This is a genomic window from Nonomuraea sp. NPDC050663, assembly GCF_044456985.1.
Classification (GTDB): domain Bacteria; phylum Actinomycetota; class Actinomycetes; order Streptosporangiales; family Streptosporangiaceae; genus Nonomuraea.
The window spans coordinates 449,526-466,794 of the sequence record NZ_JBITGL010000008.1 but is presented as its reverse complement, the minus strand read 5'-3'; the positions used below and the strand labels follow the sequence as shown (position 1 = coordinate 466,794).

19 protein-coding genes are annotated in these 17,269 nt (G+C 68.9%); 7 read left to right on the top strand and 12 right to left on the bottom strand.

Annotated features, from left to right (window positions below; genetic code table 11):
* The first annotated feature begins 27 nt into the window (after window positions 1–27).
* A complete protein-coding gene (locus tag ACIBH1_RS27200; protein WP_397316743.1) occupies window positions 28–903 on the top strand; it encodes a TauD/TfdA dioxygenase family protein in 876 nt (291 codons plus the stop codon).
* On the opposite strand, the gene ACIBH1_RS27195 is transcribed toward ACIBH1_RS27200, so the two are convergent.
* The 5 genes from ACIBH1_RS27195 to ACIBH1_RS27175 are packed head-to-tail and all read right to left on the bottom strand — an operon-like array spanning window position 879 to window position 6,619.
* Entirely contained in the window at window positions 879–1,865 is a 987-nt protein-coding gene (locus tag ACIBH1_RS27195) for an ABC transporter ATP-binding protein (RefSeq protein ID WP_397316742.1), read from the bottom strand. The two genes, ACIBH1_RS27200 and ACIBH1_RS27195, sit on opposite strands and share 25 nt — an antisense overlap.
* The gene (locus tag ACIBH1_RS27190; RefSeq protein ID WP_397316741.1) at window positions 1,862–2,875 is read right to left on the bottom strand and encodes an ABC transporter ATP-binding protein; all 1,014 of its coding nucleotides are present in this window, start codon (window positions 2,873–2,875) and stop codon (window positions 1,862–1,864) included. The genes ACIBH1_RS27195 and ACIBH1_RS27190 overlap by 4 nt, the downstream gene beginning before the upstream one ends.
* Window positions 2,872–3,756, bottom strand: coding sequence for an ABC transporter permease (locus ACIBH1_RS27185; protein WP_397316740.1), 885 nt, complete (start codon window positions 3,754–3,756; stop codon window positions 2,872–2,874). The genes ACIBH1_RS27190 and ACIBH1_RS27185 overlap by 4 nt, the downstream gene beginning before the upstream one ends.
* The gene (locus tag ACIBH1_RS27180) at window positions 3,753–4,802 is read right to left on the bottom strand and encodes an ABC transporter permease (RefSeq protein WP_397316739.1); all 1,050 of its coding nucleotides are present in this window, start codon (window positions 4,800–4,802) and stop codon (window positions 3,753–3,755) included. The genes ACIBH1_RS27185 and ACIBH1_RS27180 overlap by 4 nt, the downstream gene beginning before the upstream one ends.
* Window positions 4,799–6,619: an ABC transporter substrate-binding protein gene (locus ACIBH1_RS27175; protein ID WP_397316738.1), complete on the bottom strand. Its 1,821-nt coding sequence runs from the start codon at window positions 6,617–6,619 to the stop codon at window positions 4,799–4,801. Before ACIBH1_RS27175 ends, ACIBH1_RS27180 begins: the two co-directional genes overlap by 4 nt.
* A 139-nt stretch (window positions 6,620–6,758) precedes the next feature.
* Here ACIBH1_RS27175 and ACIBH1_RS27170 point away from each other — a divergent pair, with 139 nt between their 5' ends.
* Entirely contained in the window at window positions 6,759–7,115 is a 357-nt protein-coding gene (locus ACIBH1_RS27170; protein ID WP_397316737.1) for a DUF2809 domain-containing protein, read from the top strand.
* On the opposite strand, the gene ACIBH1_RS27165 is transcribed toward ACIBH1_RS27170, so the two are convergent.
* Complete coding sequence (locus ACIBH1_RS27165) at window positions 7,109–7,372, bottom strand: heavy-metal-associated domain-containing protein (RefSeq protein WP_397316736.1); 264 nt, start codon at window positions 7,370–7,372, stop codon at window positions 7,109–7,111. The two genes, ACIBH1_RS27170 and ACIBH1_RS27165, sit on opposite strands and share 7 nt — an antisense overlap.
* Before the next feature lie 46 nt (window positions 7,373–7,418).
* Here ACIBH1_RS27165 and ACIBH1_RS27160 point away from each other — a divergent pair, with 46 nt between their 5' ends.
* On the top strand, window positions 7,419–7,958 hold the full coding sequence (locus ACIBH1_RS27160) for a type 1 glutamine amidotransferase domain-containing protein (protein ID WP_397316735.1): 540 nt from the start codon (window positions 7,419–7,421) through the stop codon (window positions 7,956–7,958).
* On the opposite strand, the gene ACIBH1_RS27155 is transcribed toward ACIBH1_RS27160, so the two are convergent.
* Entirely contained in the window at window positions 7,955–9,499 is a 1,545-nt protein-coding gene (locus ACIBH1_RS27155; protein WP_397316734.1) for an OmpA family protein, read from the bottom strand. The two genes, ACIBH1_RS27160 and ACIBH1_RS27155, sit on opposite strands and share 4 nt — an antisense overlap.
* A 92-nt stretch (window positions 9,500–9,591) precedes the next feature.
* On the opposite strand from ACIBH1_RS27155, the gene ACIBH1_RS27150 reads away from it, so the two are divergent.
* Together ACIBH1_RS27150 and ACIBH1_RS27145 are read left to right on the top strand one after the other, a co-directional pair.
* Window positions 9,592–10,470, top strand: a complete 879-nt coding sequence (locus ACIBH1_RS27150) for a phosphotransferase (protein WP_397316733.1) — start codon at window positions 9,592–9,594, stop codon at window positions 10,468–10,470.
* Entirely contained in the window at window positions 10,467–11,984 is a 1,518-nt protein-coding gene (locus ACIBH1_RS27145; protein WP_397316732.1) for an amino acid permease, read from the top strand. Before ACIBH1_RS27150 ends, ACIBH1_RS27145 begins: the two co-directional genes overlap by 4 nt.
* A gap of 19 nt (window positions 11,985–12,003) precedes the next feature.
* On the opposite strand, the gene lipB is transcribed toward ACIBH1_RS27145, so the two are convergent.
* From lipB to ACIBH1_RS27130, 3 genes are all read right to left on the bottom strand, one after another.
* Complete coding sequence (gene lipB, locus ACIBH1_RS27140; protein ID WP_397316731.1) at window positions 12,004–12,639, bottom strand: lipoyl(octanoyl) transferase LipB; 636 nt, start codon at window positions 12,637–12,639, stop codon at window positions 12,004–12,006.
* A gap of 9 nt (window positions 12,640–12,648) precedes the next feature.
* Window positions 12,649–12,819, bottom strand: a complete 171-nt coding sequence (locus ACIBH1_RS27135) for a PspC domain-containing protein (RefSeq protein ID WP_397316730.1) — start codon at window positions 12,817–12,819, stop codon at window positions 12,649–12,651.
* Window positions 12,820–12,881: 62 nt separating this feature from the next.
* On the bottom strand, window positions 12,882–13,391 hold the full coding sequence (locus ACIBH1_RS27130) for an HAD domain-containing protein (protein WP_397316729.1): 510 nt from the start codon (window positions 13,389–13,391) through the stop codon (window positions 12,882–12,884).
* Window positions 13,392–13,705: 314 nt separating this feature from the next.
* Between ACIBH1_RS27130 and ACIBH1_RS27125 the strand changes: the two genes are divergently transcribed.
* Window positions 13,706–14,533, top strand: coding sequence for an undecaprenyl-diphosphate phosphatase (locus ACIBH1_RS27125; RefSeq protein WP_397316728.1), 828 nt, complete (start codon window positions 13,706–13,708; stop codon window positions 14,531–14,533).
* On the opposite strand, the gene ACIBH1_RS27120 is transcribed toward ACIBH1_RS27125, so the two are convergent.
* Window positions 14,491–15,474: a hypothetical protein gene (locus ACIBH1_RS27120; protein ID WP_397316727.1), complete on the bottom strand. Its 984-nt coding sequence runs from the start codon at window positions 15,472–15,474 to the stop codon at window positions 14,491–14,493. The two genes, ACIBH1_RS27125 and ACIBH1_RS27120, sit on opposite strands and share 43 nt — an antisense overlap.
* 74 nt (window positions 15,475–15,548) lie before the next feature.
* Between ACIBH1_RS27120 and ACIBH1_RS27115 the strand changes: the two genes are divergently transcribed.
* The gene (locus ACIBH1_RS27115) at window positions 15,549–16,151 is read left to right on the top strand and encodes a TetR family transcriptional regulator (protein WP_397316726.1); all 603 of its coding nucleotides are present in this window, start codon (window positions 15,549–15,551) and stop codon (window positions 16,149–16,151) included.
* Here the strand turns inward: ACIBH1_RS27115 and ACIBH1_RS27110 are convergent.
* Window positions 16,124–17,248, bottom strand: coding sequence for an MFS transporter (locus ACIBH1_RS27110; protein ID WP_397316725.1), 1,125 nt, complete (start codon window positions 17,246–17,248; stop codon window positions 16,124–16,126). The two genes, ACIBH1_RS27115 and ACIBH1_RS27110, sit on opposite strands and share 28 nt — an antisense overlap.
* Window positions 17,249–17,269 lie beyond the last annotated feature (21 nt).

The following is a 17,269-nucleotide window of genomic DNA, read 5'->3' as shown; positions in this document are numbered from 1 at the left end:
GACATGTCGTCCTTCACCGTAACCCCAGTGGCAGGCCGCATCGGCGCCGAGATCTCAGGCGTGAAGCTCGGCGGCGATCTGTCCGCGGACACCGTGGCCCAGGTGCGCGAGACCCTGCTCTCCCGCAAGGTCGTCTTCTTCCGCGGCCAGGACCACCTCGATCAGGAAGGCCAGATCGCCTTCGCCAAGAGCCTCGGCGAGCTGACCACGGGCCACCCGACGCTGCCCTCGCTCGGCGGGCACGTCCTCGACCTCGACTACAGCAAGGGCCAGAAGGTGGACCGGTGGCACACCGACGTCACCTTCATCGAGCGCCCGCCCCTGGCCTCGGTCCTGCGCGCGATCGAGCTGCCGCCCGCGGGAGGCGACACGCTGTGGGCCAACACAGTCACCGCCTACGAGACGCTCCCGTCGGAGCTGCGGGCGCTGCTCGACGGGCTGCACGCGGTGCACACCAACCAGTACGACTACGCGCGCGTGGCCTTCTCCGACGACCCCGAACGCACCAGGAAGTACGCGGAGATCTTCGCCTCCACGGTGTTCGAGACGCTCCACCCGGTGGTGCGGGTGCACCCGGAGACCGGCGAGCGCTCGATCCTGCTCGGCGACTTCGCCCGCCGGATCTCCGGCTATCCGGCGCACCTGTCGAACAGCGTGATCAAGCTCGTGCAGGAGCACGTCACCAGCGTGGAGAACACCGTGCGCTGGCGCTGGGCGCCGGGTGACGTGGCCGTCTGGGACAACCGCGCCACCCAGCACCGGGTGGTGCACGACTTCGCGGGACCGCGCCGCCTGCACCGGGTGACCGTGGCGGGCGACGTGCCGGTCGGCGTGGACGGCCGCGCCAGCCAGGTCCTGGCCGGCGGGCCCGCCATCGACTACTCGCCGGTGGCCGCCGCGTAGTGACAGGCCACCTGCGGTTCAGGTACGGCAGGCAGGACGGCGAGCGGCTCACCCTTGCACTTGCCGTCCACACCGGCCTCGGCGGCCCTGCCGGCGCCCAATACCTGGCACCGCGGATGGAACCGGCAGCCGCCGGGCACCCGAGTGGGGTCCGGCGGCTCGCCGGTCAGCACGACCGGTTCCGGCGACTCCGGCAGCACCGACAGCAGCGCCTGTGTGTACGGATGCCGAGGAGCGGTGAGCACCTGCTCGACGGGACCCGACTCGACGATCCTGCCCAGATACATGACCGCGACCCGGTCGGCGATGTTCCACGCCAGCCCCAGGTCGTGGGTGACGACGAGCGCCGACAACCCCAGCTCCTCGCGCAGCCGCAGCAGCAGGGCGAGGATCTCGCCCCGCACCGAGGCGTCGAGCGAGGCCACCGGCTCGTCGGCGACCAGCAGCCGCGGCGCCAGGGCCAGCGCTCCGGCGATGACCACACGCTGGCGCTGCCCGCCGGACAGCTCGTGCGGATAACGCAGGAAGAACCGCTCGGGAGGCCGCAGCCCGGCGCGGGAGAGCGCGTCGCGGACGATCTCCTGCTCGTCGGCCAGCCCGTGGATGCGCGGGCCCTCGGCGACCGCCTCGTAGACGGTGTGCCGGGGGTTGAGCGAGCCCGTCGGGTCCTGCAGCACGAGCTGGACCTCGCGGCGGTAGGCCTTCAGCGCGCGCGAGCCGTAATCGAGCCCGCCCCCGCCGTACAGGACCTGGCCCGAGGTGGGGCGCTCCAGGCCGAGCAGGGTCCTGGCCAGGGTCGTCTTGCCGCAGCCCGACTCCCCGACCAGCGCGACGATCTCGCCCTCGCCGATGGCGAGGTTGACCCCGTCGACGGCCCGCGCCTTGCGTCCGCGCGAGGCGAACTGCACGTGCAGGTCGCGGGCCTCCAGCAGGGTCTTGCGTCCGGTGAGCACCTCGGTCACGTCGCCTCCACTGAGGTCTTGCTCGGCTCGCTGCCACCGGTCTCGGAAACAGGCGGATCAGGCAGCACGTGCACGCACGCCGCGCTGCGGCGCTCGCCGGCGGGCCACAACTCCACGTCGATGGAGGTGCACGTGTCGAGCGCCACCGGGCAGCGAGGATGGAACGGGCACCCGGCCGGCATGTCCATCGGGTCGGGCGGGTCGCCGCCGAGGCCCTTGGGCGCCATGCGCGAGGCCGGGTCGCCGACCGTGGGGAAGGCCGCGGCCAGCGCCCGGCTGTACGGGTGCTTGGCGTCGTGGAACACCTCGTGAGAGGGTCCCACCTCGACGAGCCGCCCGGCGTACATGACGCCGAGCCGGTCGCACATGTCGGCCAGCACCGACAGGTCGTGCGAAATCATGATCAGCGAGATGCCGTGCTCGGCGATCAGCTTCTTGATCAGCGTCAGCACCTGCGCCTGGACCATGACGTCGAGCGCGGTGGTCGGCTCGTCGGCGATGATCAGCCGTGGCTCGCAGGCGAGCGCCATGGCGATCATGACGCGCTGCCGCTGGCCGCCGGAGAGCTCGTGCGGGTAGGAACGCGCCCGCCAGGCGGGCAGGCCGACCTGGGCCAGGAGTTCGGCCACCCGCTTGTCGGGCTCTTTGGTGGTCCCGTGGACGATCATCGGCTCGGCGATCTGCTCGCCGATGCGCCTGACCGGGTTGAGCCCGTGCTGGGCGCCCTGGAAGACGATCGACGCGGAGGCCCAGCGCACCGCGCGCAGCCGCCCCCACTTCATCGCGGCGACGTCTTCACCGTCGAGCAGGATCCGGCCGTCGACGCGCGTACCGCTGGGAAGCAGCCGCAGCAACGCCATGGCCAACGTCGACTTGCCGGACCCCGACTCGCCCGCGATGCCCAGCGCCTCGCCGGCACCGAGGTCGAGAGAGACGTCGCGCACCGCGGCCACCTCGCCGGAGGCGATGCGGTAGGTGACGGACAGGTCTTGCAACGAGAGCAGGCTCACCGGGACACCCCTCGCAGACGTGGGTTGAGCACGGCCTCCAGCGCACGGCCGCAGAGGGTGAAGGCCAGCACCACCGCGACGATGCACAGGCCGGGCGAGAGGATGTACCACCACGCGCCGTTGGTCAGCGCGCCGTAGTCGCGGGCGCCGCGCAGCATGCTCCCCCACGACGTCGACCCGGTGGTCGCGCCGAGGAAGGCCAGCGTGGACTCCGCGACGATCGCGCTGGCGACCTGGAGCGTGGTGTTGGCCAGCACGAGCGGCGCCACGTTGGGCAGCACGTGCCTGGTCATGATGTGCCAGTGGCCGGCGCCGAGCGCCTTCGACCGCTCGATGTACGGCCTGGCCTCGACCGCGAGCGTCTGCGCCCGGATCAGCCTGGCCGTGGAGGCCCAGGAGGTGACCCCGATCGCCAGGATGATCGTGAAGCTGCTGCCGCCCAGGATGGCGGAGAGCACCAGGGCCAGCACCAGCGACGGCAGCACCAGGAACCAGTCGGTGACGCGCATCAGCCCCGCCGACAACCATCCGCGGAAGTGGCCGGCGGCGATGCCGACGACCGTGCCGATGACCATGCTGAGCAGGGCGGCCAGGAAGCCGATGAACAGCGAGACGCGCGAGCCCCACATGAGCATCTGCAGCACGGACCGGCCGGACTCGTCGGTGCCCAGGAGGTAGTCGAGGCTCGGCGGATCCATGTCCTTGCCGGTGGCCTTGGTCACGTCCATGATCGACGCGTCGCTGATCAGGGGCGTGAGCAACGCGATGAGCACGGCCAGGCCGAGGATCACCGCGCCCACCACGCCGGCCCGCTGCTTGCGGAACTGCTGCCAGAACCGGCCGAGCCCGGCCTTGCGACGCTCCCAGACGATGGTTGTCATGCCGCCCTCACCCTCGGGTCGAGCAGGTGATAGACCACGTCGGCCAGCGTGTTCATGATGATCACCGCGATGCAGACCACCAGGAACGCGCCCTGCATCACCGGGAAGTCGGGTCCCTTGATCGCCTCGACGAACAACAGCCCGAGGCCCGGCCACGAGAAGACGTACTCGACCGTGACCGCGCCGCCGACCACGAAGCCGATGTGGATGAACACCAGCGTGACCGTCGGCAGGAGCGCGTTGGGTACGGCATGGCGGCGCCGTACCAGGTCGTCGCGCAGTCCCTTGGCCCTGGCCGTGGTCACGTAGTCCTGGCCGATCTCGTCGAGGAGCGAGGAGCGCATGACCAGGAGGTACTGCGCGTAGACCACCGCGACCAGGGTGAGGCAGGGCAGGACCATGTGATGGGCGACGTCCAGGATGTAGGCGAAGCCGTCGGGCGCGTCGACGCTGTCCATGCCCCGGGTGGGGAACATGCCCGGGATCGGGCCGATGCCCGCGGCCAGGGTCATGAGCAGCAGCAGGCCGAGCCAGAACGTCGGCACCGACCAGAGCACCAGTGAGATCGCGGTGGAGTAGCGGTCGAAGCGGCCGCCGTGGTTCCAGGCCGCGCGGGTGCCCTGCCACAGGCCCAGGCTGACCGCGATGACCAGGCCGACGCCGGTGAGCAGGAGCGTGGAGCCGACCTTCTCGCCGATCAGGTCCATGACCGGCCGCCGGTACTCGTAGGAGGTGCCGAAGTCGAACCGCACCGCCCGCACGACGAAGTCGACGAACTGGTTGAACACCGGCTGGTCCAGCCCCATCTGCTTGCGCAGCAGCTCGATCTGGTCGGGACTGAGCGGCACGTCGCGCGTGTAGGCGATGACCGGATCGCCGGGGATCAGGCGGAACATGAAGAACGTCGCCACGATCACCATGGCGATGCTGACCAGCGCCCCGCCCACCTTGGTCAGCGCGTAGCGGAGCGTGCCGCGGGCGGGGCGATCCTCGGGAAGACCCGCCGCCACCTCGGCGGCGGGTCCCGTGTCGATCGGAGCGGTCACTCTCGGTCGTCCGCCGTGGTCTTGCGGCGCCTGGCGAGCAGGACACCGGCCAGGCCCAGGACGACCACACCGCCGATGATGCCGATGATCAGGCCGGTGTTGGAGCCGCCGCCCGAGGCGGTCGCGCTGCCGGGGTCGGCCTTCACGTCGGCGGTGTACATCGGCCAGCCGCTGCTGCCGCCGTAGAGGATGCCCTCTCCGCTGCGGCCGGCGGGCACCGGCTCGATGCTGGTGATCTTGTCCTTGCGGTAGAGCTCGAGGTTGTTCGGGTAGTAGATCGCGATGACCGGAGCGTTGACGTAGAGGTTCTTCTGCATCTGCTTGATCAGGTCGGCGCGCTTGGCCCGGTCCAGCTCCTTGAGCTGGTTGGTGTACAGGTCCTCGTACTCCTTGTTGCACCAGAACGACTCGGTGCCGCCGCCGTCACCGGTCGGGGTGGGCCGCCGGCTGCACAGGTGCGTGGCCAGGACCTCCTCCGGGTCGGGGTTGACCGACCAGCCGCTGATGGCGATGTCGAAGAGCGCGGTGGAGCCGGTCTCCTCGGTGAACTGGTTGGAGTCGAGCTGCTTGGTCGTCAGCGTGATGCCGATCTCCTTGAACCAGCCGGTGAGGTACTGCGCCAGCTTCTCCTCCGTCGGGGTCTCCGTGTGGATGGTGAAGCGGAACTCCAGCTTCTTGCTCGGGTCGTCGGGCATGGTGCGGACGCCGTCGGCGCCCTTCTTGTAGCCCGCGTCGTCGAGGATCTGGTTGGCCTTGGCCAGGTCGAAGGCGACCTTGTCGGCGCCTTCCGCCTGCCAGAAGAAGTCCTGGTACATCGGCGGCACGATCGAGCCGTCGGCGGGGACGGCCAGGCCGTTCTGGACCTGGTCGACCAGGGCCTGCTTGTCGATCGCGTAGTGCAGCGCCTGCCGTACCTTGACGTCCTTCAGCGCCGGGTGGCCGTCGCCGACGGGCTTGTCGTCGCTGGTGGTGGCGCCGTGGTTGATCTGCAGGTAGGCCGCACGACGGCCGGGGGTGTTCCACTGCGTGATGGTCGCGTCGCCCGCGCCCGCTTCGTACTGCGGGGCGGCCAGGCGGCCGATGAGGTCGATCTCACCCTTCTTCAGACCGGCGATCGCGGCCTCGGGGTTCTCGTAGAAGATGACCTGCAGCTCGTTGATCTTGGCCTGGCCGCGCCAGTAGTTCGGGTTGGCCTTGAGCTTGACGTACTGGTCCTTCTTCTGCTCGTACGGGATGTACATGCCGTTGACCGCAGGGTTGTCCTCGGCCTCGTACGCGCCGATGTCGGCCTGCTTCTCCCAGGCGGCCTTCGGCACGATCGGAATCGGATTCTCCAGCATGGAGGCCTGCGGCGCCTTCGTCTTGATGACGAGGGTGCGGTCGTCGGTGGCCGTCACGGTCTCGAAGTTCTCGACGGCCGGGCCGTTGCCGGTCTTGGCCTTGTCGTCCGTCATGATCTTGTTGAAGGTCCACGCGGCGTCGTGGGCGGTCACGGGGGTGCCGTCCGACCACTTGGTGTCGCGGATCTTGAACGTCCACGTGAGACCGTCGGGCGAGGTCTCCCACGACTCCGCCAGATCCGGGCTGGGCGCCAGGGTCTTGGGGTCGGGCGTGGTGAGGAACAGGTAAGACCAGCGCTGCAACTGACCCGCGATGAGGCGAACCGCCTTGAACGGGTTCATCGAGTCGACGGACTGCGTCGAGCCGATGCGCAGAACCTTCTTACCCGCAGGGGGGTCAGCCAGGGCGGCCTGACCCTGGACGGTCAGTAAAAACACGACCCCGAGCGCCGCCAGGCGCGCGAGCCATTTAGTCATCTGTGCCTCACCTTCAGGCGGGGGTTACCTGTTGAGAAGAAGGCACACCCTACGGGTGTCGTGCGTCAACGAATGACGGAGAATTGTTTCATTCTTGTTGCATTCCGCGACGTAAATTTTCAGACGATACGGTCGGGGTATGCGTCTCCGCCTCGCCGTCGCCGCCATGATCACCATTGCCGCAGGTCTGGCTACGAGAAAGTTCACCGGCTGGCCCTACCTCGGGGACGCGCTCTACACCGTGTTGATCTATCTGCTGGTGTTGCTCGTGCGGCCCTCGCTGAAACCCCTCTGGGCCGCGCTGATCGCGATCGGCGCCAGCTGGTTGATCGAATTCGCCCAGCTCGCCGGAATTCCTCCCCTGCTCCAGCCGCTCCTCGGCAGCACCTTCAACGCCCCCGACCTGTTCTGGTACACCGCGGGCGGGCTGGCCGCCTGGCTCGCGCACGAAAAAGGCCGGGCACTGGCCCGGCCTCTTTCCACACGACGTCAGTGACAACCACCGCCCCCGCAGCACGAACCACCCGCCTGCTGCAGGAGCTCGACCTTGGGGGCAAGCTCGTAGCCGGCCTCGGCGACCGCGGCGCCGATCAGCGACTCGTCGACCGGCTCCGCGCTGGTCACGGTGACCGCCTTCGTCGCAAGATCCACCTTGACCCCGCTGACCCCGGCGACCTTGCCCACCTCAGCCGTCACCGAGCTCACGCAGTGACCGCACGTCATGCCCTCAACCTGGTATGTAGTAATCGTCATGGCGCCACTATACCCCCTGGGGGTACATCGTGGGTAGGGGACCCCCATGATGACCATTGCCTTCCTCGTCGCCCCCGAGGGCGTCGAGCAGATCGAACTGACCGAGCCGTGGAAGGCCGTCAAGCAGGCCGGTGGCACCGCCCTGCTGGTCTCCACCGAGCAGGGACAGGTGCAGGGCTTCAATCACCTGGACAAAGGTGACCAGTTCGCCGTCGACGCCACCGTGGAGAGCACCTCCTCGGCGGAGTTCGACGGCCTCGTCCTGCCCGGCGGGGTCGCCAACCCCGACCATCTCCGCACCGTCCCGGGCGCCGTACGCTTCGTCCGCGACTTCTTCGAGTCCGGCAAGCCCGTGGCCGCCATCTGCCACGCGCCCTGGACCCTCATCGAGGCCGACGTCGTGCGCGGACGCACCCTGACGTCCTGGCCCAGCCTCCAGACCGACCTGCGCAACGCGGGCGCGACCTGGGTGGACCAGGAGGTCGTGGTCTGTACGGCGGGCCAGAGCACCCTGGTCACCAGCCGCAAGCCCGACGACCTCAAGGCCTTCTGCCAGGCCGCCATCGACACCTTCAGGAGCGCCTAACGGATCGGGATCTCCTCATGGACGCCGTCGTCGCCGGCGTCGAGCGTGACGCTGGTGACGGCGTCCGGAGGAGCGGGGTAGTACACGAACACCCGGTTCCTCATCGTCGGCTTCAGGAACAGCAGCCGCCCCTCGGCGTAGGCCTCCTCGCCGATGCGCAGGCCGAAGTAGCGCGCCTTGCTCGCCGGGTCGACCACCGTGAACTGCGCGAAGTCGGCGGTCGACGACCACCGGTGCATGATGCTGCCGAACGGCGTGAACGCCGAGTTGTGGTCGCGGCTCCCGGTGTTGGTCACGTCGAAGACGCCCACCAGGTAGGCGCCGTCGCGGTAGAAGGGATGCACGTCGACCGTGAGCGTGGTGTTCCTGGCCCGGTGCTCGAAGCTCGTCACGACCTCGCCGTCGTCCTCGTGGAAGGCCGAGTCGGCGATGCCGCCCCGCCCCGGGGTGGTCGTCGTGGCACCGGTCGAGCCGGGCGTCTCCTGCTTGATCGAGTAGGAGATCTCCACCCGGCGGTTACGGGCCCGGCCGTCGGGGTTGTCCCTGCCGTCCACATCGTTGGGCGCGACCGGCTCCGCGGCGCCCCGGCCACTGGCCCGGTAGACGTAGTCGGAGCCCAGCCTGGCCTCCAGGTAGGCCTGGACGGCCCTGGCGCGCCTGACCGAGAGCGGCAGGTTGTAGGCGTCCGAGCCCTTGCCGTCGGTGTGTCCCACGATGGCCACCGGCGGCCTGGCGGGGTCGGCGCGCCTGCGCGTCTCCTCGGCCACGTCGTCGAGCACCGACCTGGCCCTGGCGGTCAGCGTGGCCTTGTCGAAGGCGAACAGCACGTCGCTGCGCAGGGCGATGGTCTCGGTCTGGCCGTCGTGCCGCGTCGAGCGCTGCGGTGACTCGACCAGCTCGCGCAGGTCCTCGATCTGCACGTACGGCGTGCCGCCCGGCTGCTCGACGGGGAAGCGCACGACGTCGCCGGGGACCGGGTCGCCGTCCTTCCCGGTAGGTGCGGGCGGCGGCCCCGGCTCGGAGTCGCCGACCGGCACCCCGGCGAACTCCCCCAGGGCTCCGGGGGCGACCACGGTGATCTCTTTCAGATCCTCGGGCAGGCCCGGAAAGTAAACCTCTACCGGATATCGGACGTCCGAATACAGGAAGACCTCGCGCCGCGTGCCGTACGCCTTGCCGTCCTTCTTCTCCAGCAGCGGCCGGTAGACCTTTCCGCCGACCGTGTCCATCAGGTAGAAGCGCGAGAAGTCGTCGTCGGTGATTCCGCTGAAAGCGCCCTGCCCGCTGGTGTTCTCGTCGTCGACCTTGGGGATGACCTCCATCCGGAGCAACGCGTGCTCACCCTGGCGTTCGACCGAGGTGACGGTCAGCTCGTACGGCTCCGCGGGCAGGCCGGCGAGCGCCGTGCGCGTGAAACCCTCGGGCGCCGGAGCCGCGCTGGAAACCGCCGGCGGGGAAGGGGTCGGGGCTTGGGGTTGAGTCGCCGGACTACAGGCGGCCAAGGCCATGACGGCCGCCGCGGGTATCGCTTTGCGAATCATTTACCGCAGCTTATTAGGACTTGTCCGTAATAAAGACCAGGGCTAGCGCACGAGAGCCGAATGGTCTAAATGTAGGCCAAAAGGAGTCCTGCATGATCGAGCTCGTCCAGGAGTGGGCGGGGCTACCCGTCCGCGAGGTTCCGATCAAAGGCGGCCTGAGCCACCGCATTTCCCGGGTGGAATGCGACGACGGACGCCGCTGGCTGCTGCGGGTGCTCGATCCGGCGGTCTGCGTGGCGGGGCTGGGCATCCCGCTCGAACAGGAGATCGCCAACACCGCGCTGGCCGCCTCCACCGGGGTCGGCGCGGGACTGGTCATGCGATGGAACGACCATCACGTGCTGCTGCTGGAATACCTGGACGGCGTGACGCTCGACGCGGCGGGGGTCGCGGCGAACATCGAGGGCATCGCCGAGGCCTGCAAGCAGCTGCACGCGGGACCACGCTTCGTCAACGACTTCTCGATCTTCGACAAGCTGCGGGAGTTCCTGCGCATCTGCCGCGACAACGGGCTCGACAGGCCTGCCGGATACGACGACGTGCTCCCCCTGGCGTGGGAGATCGAGCGGGCCATGCCCCGCGTGCCGACCGTGCCGTGCCACAACGACCTGCTCGCGGAGAACTTCATCCTGACGCCCTCGGGTGTCCGGATCGTCGACTACCAGCTCTCCGGGAACAACGATCCCGCCTTCGAGCTGGGCGACATCGCCGCGGAAGCGGACTTCGACCCTGACCGGACGGCGAGGCTGGCCAGGGCGTACGGCATCGACGTGGCCAGGGTGCGGCTCTTCCTGATCATGTCGAACCTCACGTGGACGCTCTGGTTCTCGGTCCACCACGGGCTCATGGCCAGGCAGGCCGACTTCGACTACGCAGCCGAGGCGGCCGACAAGTTCGCGCAGGCCGTACGAGATCTGAATGACCCATCGTTCGGTCAGCTGATCGACAAGGTAAGGAGCGACCCCCCATGACAGTCGACGAGGACGCGAAACGACTCGCTGAACTCGGCTACAAGCAGGAACTGGCCCGCACATGGTCGGGCTTTTCCAACTTCGCCATCTCCTTCTCCATCATCTCGATCCTGGCCGGCTGCTTCACCACGTTCGGACAGGCCTGGAACAATGGCGGACCGGTCGCCATCTCCTGGGGCTGGCCCGTCATCTCGATCTTCATCCTGATCATCGGCTTCAGCATGTCGGAGCTGGTGAGCGCCTACCCGACCGCGGGCGGCATCTACTGGTGGGCGGCCAAGCTCGGCAAGCCCATCCACGGGTGGTTCACCGGCTGGCTCAACCTCATCGGCCTGGTCGCGGTCACGGCCAGCGTCGACTACGGCTGCGCGACATTCCTCAACATCACCCTCAACCGGCTCACGGGCGGCGCCTGGGAGAACACCCTCACGAACGCGTTCCTGCTGTTCGTGATCGTGCTGGTGCTGCACGCCCTGATCAACATCTTCAGCCACCGGCTCATCTCGCTGCTGCAGAACGTCTCGGTCTGGTGGCACGTCGCCGGCGCGGCGGTCATCGTGGGAATCCTGATCTTCGCTCCGGGCGAGCACCAGACGATCGGCTTCGTCTTCACCGAGACGATCAACAACTCCGGCTTCGACAACAGCGCCTTCTGGTTCTACGTGCTGCCGCTGGGCTTCCTGCTCACGCAGTACACGATCACCGGCTTCGACGCCTGCGCGCACGTGTCGGAGGAGACGCAGGGCGCGGCCAAGTCGGCGGCGCGCGGCCTGTGGCAGTCGATCTTCTACTCCGCGATCGGAGGCTGGATCCTGCTCCTGGCCTTCCTGTTCGCCGCGACCAACGTGGACGAGATCAACAAGCAGTTCGGCTTCGTCGGTGCGATCTTCGACACCGCGCTGCCCGCCAACCTCGCCACCGCGGTCTTCGCCATCTCCACCATCGGCCAGTTCTTCTGCGGCATGAGCTGCGTGACGTCGATGTCGCGCATGACCTACGCCTTCTCGCGCGACGGCGCGGTGCCCGGCTGGCGGCTGTGGTCGCGCGTGGACCGCAACCGCACGCCGGTCAACGCCATCCTCGCCGGGTGCGCGGCGGCCGGGCTGCTGACCCTGCCCGCCCTCTACGCGCCCGCCGGCTCGGGCACCCCCGTGGCCTTCTACGCCGTCGTGTCGATCGCGGTGATCGGCCTCTACCTGGCCTTCCTCATCCCGATCTGGCTGCGGCTGCGCATGGGCGACGCGTTCGTGCCCGGCCCGTGGACGCTCGGCCCGAAGTACAAGGTGCTCAACTGGATCGCGGTGATCGAGATCGCGATCATCTCGATCTACTTCATCATGCCGCTGTCACCCGCCGGAGTCCCCGGCAATCCCGCGTTCGCCTGGACATCGGTGAACTACGCGCCGCTCGCGGTCGGTGCGGTCCTGCTCGGCATCTCGCTGTGGTGGACCCTGTCGGCCCGCAAGTGGTTCACCGGCCCGCGCCGCAACGTCGACGAGGTGCCGGCTCCATGACCCGACGCCGCCTTCGGGGTCAGGCGCGGACCTCGAAGGCGGCCCTCACCGCGTCGCGCACGTCGTCCATCGAGGCCGCACCCAGCTCGCGCTTGACCGACGTCATGTCGACGTCGGGCATCCCGCACGCCACCGCCCACTGCCACGGCTCCATGTCGCCGTCGACGTTGAGCGCGAAGCCGTGACTCGTCACCCGGCGCGACTGGCGCATGCCGATCGAAACGATCTTGCGGCCGGTGGTGGTCCACACCCCGGTGAGCAGCTCGGAGCCGGGCGGCGTGTCACGCCGCTCGGCGGGCACGCCCAGCTTGCCCAGTGCCTCGACCAGGCGCAGCTCGACCTCGCGCACGTAGTCGACGATGCCTTCGTCCTCATCGAGCTTGACGATGAGGTAGCCGACGAGCTGGCCGGGGCCGTGGTAGGTCAACTGCCCGCCCCGGCTGGTCCGCACCACCGGCACGCCCCGCGCGGGGTCGGGCAGGTGCGCCATCGGGGTGCGCAGCCCGATGGTGAACACCGGCGGGTGGCTGAGCAGCCACAGCGTGTCGGGCCGCTCGTCCCGCTGGCGTTCGAGGACCAGGTCCTTCATCCGCTCCATGGCCGGCTCGTAGTCGGCCATGGAGTCCTGCATCAGTGCGAGGGGGCGTTGCCTCATCTTTCGAGGCTAACGCAGCGGCAGCACGATCCAGAGCACGACGTAGAGGACCCAGCCGACGACCGGCAGCAGCGAGGCGATCAGCCACAGCACGCGAACGAGCGTGGGCGACCAGCCGAGCTGCTCGGCGATCCCGCCGCAGACGCCGCCGAGAACCTTGTGCTTGCTTGAGCGGTGCATCGCTCTCCTCCGTGTGGGTTGCTTTCACCTGGGAAACGGACACCCAGGTGGTTCACGTTCCACTACGGACCCTGAGAAAACCCTGACAGGGACAGCCAGTCGCGCGCCATTTCCACGTGTTCCCTGGTCAGGCCGCGTCTGGGCTCGATGTTGACGAGGAGAAAATCGCTGACTCCCTGATAGCCGCGCAGATACTCCTCGTCCTCCAGGAAGACATGGTCGTCGAACCAGACGAACGGGGTGCCGCCCACGTACTTCGCCACGTGCGGCGTCTTGAACATCTCACCCAGCTCGCTGGGCACGTCGCGGGCGAAGGGCACCACCGGCAACTGCGGCAGCCCCAGACGCGGCGCGATCCACTCGTTGGCCGAGTCTTCCCAGGTGGTGGCCCAGACCAGCTCGGAACGGGTCGCCACGGCCAGCTCCATCAGCCAGGAGCCGTGTTCGCGGTTGAGATGCACCGTGTAGTGCTCGCCGCCGACCGTGCACTCATAGCGGCGGAAACCCGGCTGCGAGGAGAAGGGATTGAGCACGCCGTCAACGTCGACCAGCAACATCGGGCGCCCATACATGGCGGGCATTCTTCCAGCAATCAGGCATCGCCGTACACACCCGCCCTCCAGGAACCCGGCTTGACCCCCAGGTCGGCCGCCAGTTCAAGGGCGACGTCATACCGAAGCAGATCGGTGGCGCGGTACCGCCCGTCGGCGCCGCCGCCTGCACCACCAGGAGGCGTGGGTGTCGGTGAAGATGCGGTCCGCGAATCCGTCATCCATGGGCGAGTCTCCGTTCCTCACAGTGCTCTACCGTCTGGAGATCGCGATCGGATGACACCTCTTTTCCGTTAGCCTCTCCTGTTGTCCGGACGGCGAAAGGTGCGTGGCACGTGGGTTGGTTGGAAGCGGTGGTCCTCGGACTGCTCCAGGGTCTGACGGAGTTCCTGCCGATCTCCTCCAGCGCCCACATCCGCGTCGTCTCCGCGCTGTTCGGCTGGAAGGACCCGGGCGCCGCCTTCACCGCGGTGATCCAGCTCGGCACCGAGGCGGCCGTGCTGATCTACTTCCGCAAGCAGATCTGGGAGATCATCACCACCTGGACCCGCTCCCTGTTCAACAAGGAGCTGCGCGCCGCGCCCGCCGCCCGGATGGGCTGGTACGTCATCATCGGCACGCTGCCCATCGTCGTCCTGGGGCTGCTGTTCGAGGACGAGATCGAGGGCGTCTTCCGCGACCTGCGCCTGATCGCGACCACGCTGATCGTGTTCGGCCTGATCCTGTGGTTCGCCGACCACACGGCGCGCAACAAGCTCACCCTGGAGAAGCACCTCAGCCCGGTCCACGCGGTCATCTACGGTCTGGCCCAGTCGCTGGCGCTCATCCCCGGCGTCTCGCGCTCGGGCGGCACGATCACCGCGGGCCTGCTGCTCGACTACCGGCGTGAGGAGGCGGCCCGCTATTCGTTCCTGCTGGCCATCCCCGCGGTGCTCGGCTCGGGCTTCTACCAGCTGCTCGACATCGGAGAGGGTGGCGCCCCCGAGTGGGGGCCCACCCTCCTGGCCACGGTGATCTCGTTCGTCGTGGGCTATCTGGCGGTGTCGTGGTTCCTGAAGTACATCAGCACCCACCGGTTCACCGGGTTCGTGATCTACCGGATCTGCCTCGGCCTGTTCATCTACCTGGCCGTGTGGATGGGCTGGATCCCGGCCGTCGGCTGAGGCTCGGCGCTTTCGGTCCGGCGGCGTCCCGGCAGGGCCAGGAGGGCCAGTCCGACCAGCGCCCAGGCTCCGAGCACGAGCAGCGGCCCGCCGAGGGCGGCGCCGTCGAAGAAGACGGTGTTGCGGATGGCCTCCGCTCCCGGGCCCACCGGCAGGTAGTGGCCGATCGCCGCGTACCACTCGGGGATGTAGCGGGCGCCGAGCGGTCCGCCGCTCGCCGGTAGGCCGATGACGAGGAAGAGCAGGGCGACCACGCCGACGCCGCCGGGGCCCAGCAGTCTGACCATGCCCGACCCGACCAGCGCGACCGTCAGGACGAGCGCGGACGAGACGGCCGCCAGGTTCCACAGGTCGTTCGGCAGCACTTCGAAGACCGAGTGGGCCAGCCAGGCGATGGCGGTCCCCGCCACGAGCGCGCCTCCGGCGAGGGCCGCCAGCCTGCCCGCGTAGTTCATGGCCGGGGCGAGCTGGAAGAGCAGCACGGAGAGCATGATCGCGGGGATGAGCAGGCTCATCGTGTAGAACATGCCCGAGATGCCTCCCGCGTCGGCGGGCGGCAGGGCGGCGGCGTCCTCCACCGCGAGCTGCTGCCCCTGGGCCGCCGCGGCGGCCTGGAAGGCGGCGGTGATCACGTTGGCCCCCGCCCGGCCGGCCGCGCCGGCGATGACGAGCTTGTGTTCCGCCGGCACGAGCACGGCGTCGACCTCGCGGTCGAGCAGCGCCTTCCTGGCCTCGCCGGCCGAGGGGTAGCCGTGCAGCTCGAACGCCCCGGGCTTGGCCCGGTCGACGGCGGTGGAGAGCTGCTGGACGACCGGGGCGGGCCCGACGACGGCGATCGGCACGTCGTGCGGGGTGGGGCTGCTGAAGGCGCCGAGGAACGAGCTTACGAAGAGCATCCCGATGAGGGTGACGCCCACGATGGCTCCGATGACCTTGCCCATCGAAATTCACCACCTGATGACTTCATCAATGTTGAATTCAAGGTAGATGAATTCAACATGGTTGAATAGACCTTGTGAGCGAGATCTCAGCCGAGCGAGGGCGCCGACCCGGCAACCCGCAGACCAGGGAGTCGATCCTGGAATCGGCGATGGCCGCCTTCGCGAAGCACGGCTACGCGAAGACGACCATCAGAGGGGTGGCGCGCGAGGCCGGAGTCGACCCGGCGCTGGTGATGCACTTCTTCGGGACCAAGGACGGGCTGTTCGACGCGGCCATCCGCGAGGGCGGCATCCCGGTGGCCCGGCTCCGCGAGGTCATAGACGAGGGCGTCGACGGGCTCGGCGAGCGGCTGGCCACGCGCTACCTGGGCCTGTGGGAGGACCCCGAGTCCGGCCCCAGGATGCACGCGGTGGTCTCGGCGGCCACCTCCTCGCCCGCCGCGGCGGGGCTGCTCAAGGAGTTCATGCGCGGCCAGCTCGTCCGCCCGATCGCCGATCAGCTGGAGGGCGACGACGCCGAGGAGCGGGTGCTGATGATGGCCACGCAGCTCATCGGCATCGGACTGATGAGATACGTGCTGCGGATCGAACCGCTGTCGTCGATGCCCCCCGCCGCCGTGGTCGCCCATGCCGCGCCCAACCTGCAGCGTTACCTGACGGGCACCGCCTCACGGTAGGTCGCCAAGGTGAACAGCAAAGCGACCAGCCCGATCACGCTCGACAGCACGATCACACCCGCCCTGCCGTACCACTCCAGGGCCAGGCCGCCGGCCATGCCGGCCACGAACAGGCCCGCGTACTGACTCGACGACAGCAGGCCGAGCGCGACGGGGACATTGCCCGGCACGGCCGTCACCGTGCGATACAGCTGCGACGGGCCGACCAGCCAGCCCAGCCCGCCCCAGAGGAACGACCAGACCAGCGCGACGGGCAGCGCCAGGTTGGCCACGGGGGCCAGCGCCATCAGCAGCGTGGCTCCCGCCAGGCCGAGCAGGATCATGCGGCGCGGGCCGTACAGGTCGGTCAGCCTGCCGCCGAAGTGGTTGCCCAGCACGGCCCCGAAGCCCCACGCCCACAACACCGCGGGCAGAGGCACGTCGATCAGAGAGTCCAGGTAGGTGTAGGCGGAGAAGGCCGCGGCGAACATCAGCAACTGGGTGAGCAGGACGGCCAGCAGCGCCCGGTCCGCCAGCGGGGCGAACCGGTCGCGGATCCGGTTGGAGGCCTCCAGCCGCAGATGGGGCACGAAGGCCAGCACGCCCACGAGTCCCACGACGCCGAGTCCCGCGACGGCCCAGAGCGTGGCACGCCACTCGGTCGCGCCCAGCCAGGTGCCGAGCGGCACGCCGATCGCGGCCGCGACGGTCACGCCGCCCATAACCAGCGCCAGCGCGCGGCCCCGCCGCTCCGGCGGGCTCAGCGCGCTGGCCACGGCGGAGGCGGTCGGGGTGAACATCGCCGCCCCGACGGCGGCCAGCACGCGGGTGACCAGCACGAGCGTGTAGGTGGGGGCCAGGGCCGACAACACGTTGGCCGCGACGAAGAAGACCATCGCCAGGATGAGCACCGTGCGCCGCGACAGGCGGGCGGTCACGGCGGCGAGGACGGGCGACAGGACCGCGTACGAGAGGGCGAAAACCGTCATCATCTGCCCGGCGGCGGCGGGCGAGACGTCGAGATCGTGAGCGATCGGCTCGACGAGCCCGGCCGTGACGAACATGCCGGTGCCGACCGCGAAATTTCCCAATGCCAGGGGATAGAGGCTTCGTGTCACCCTTGTCACGGTGACCGATAG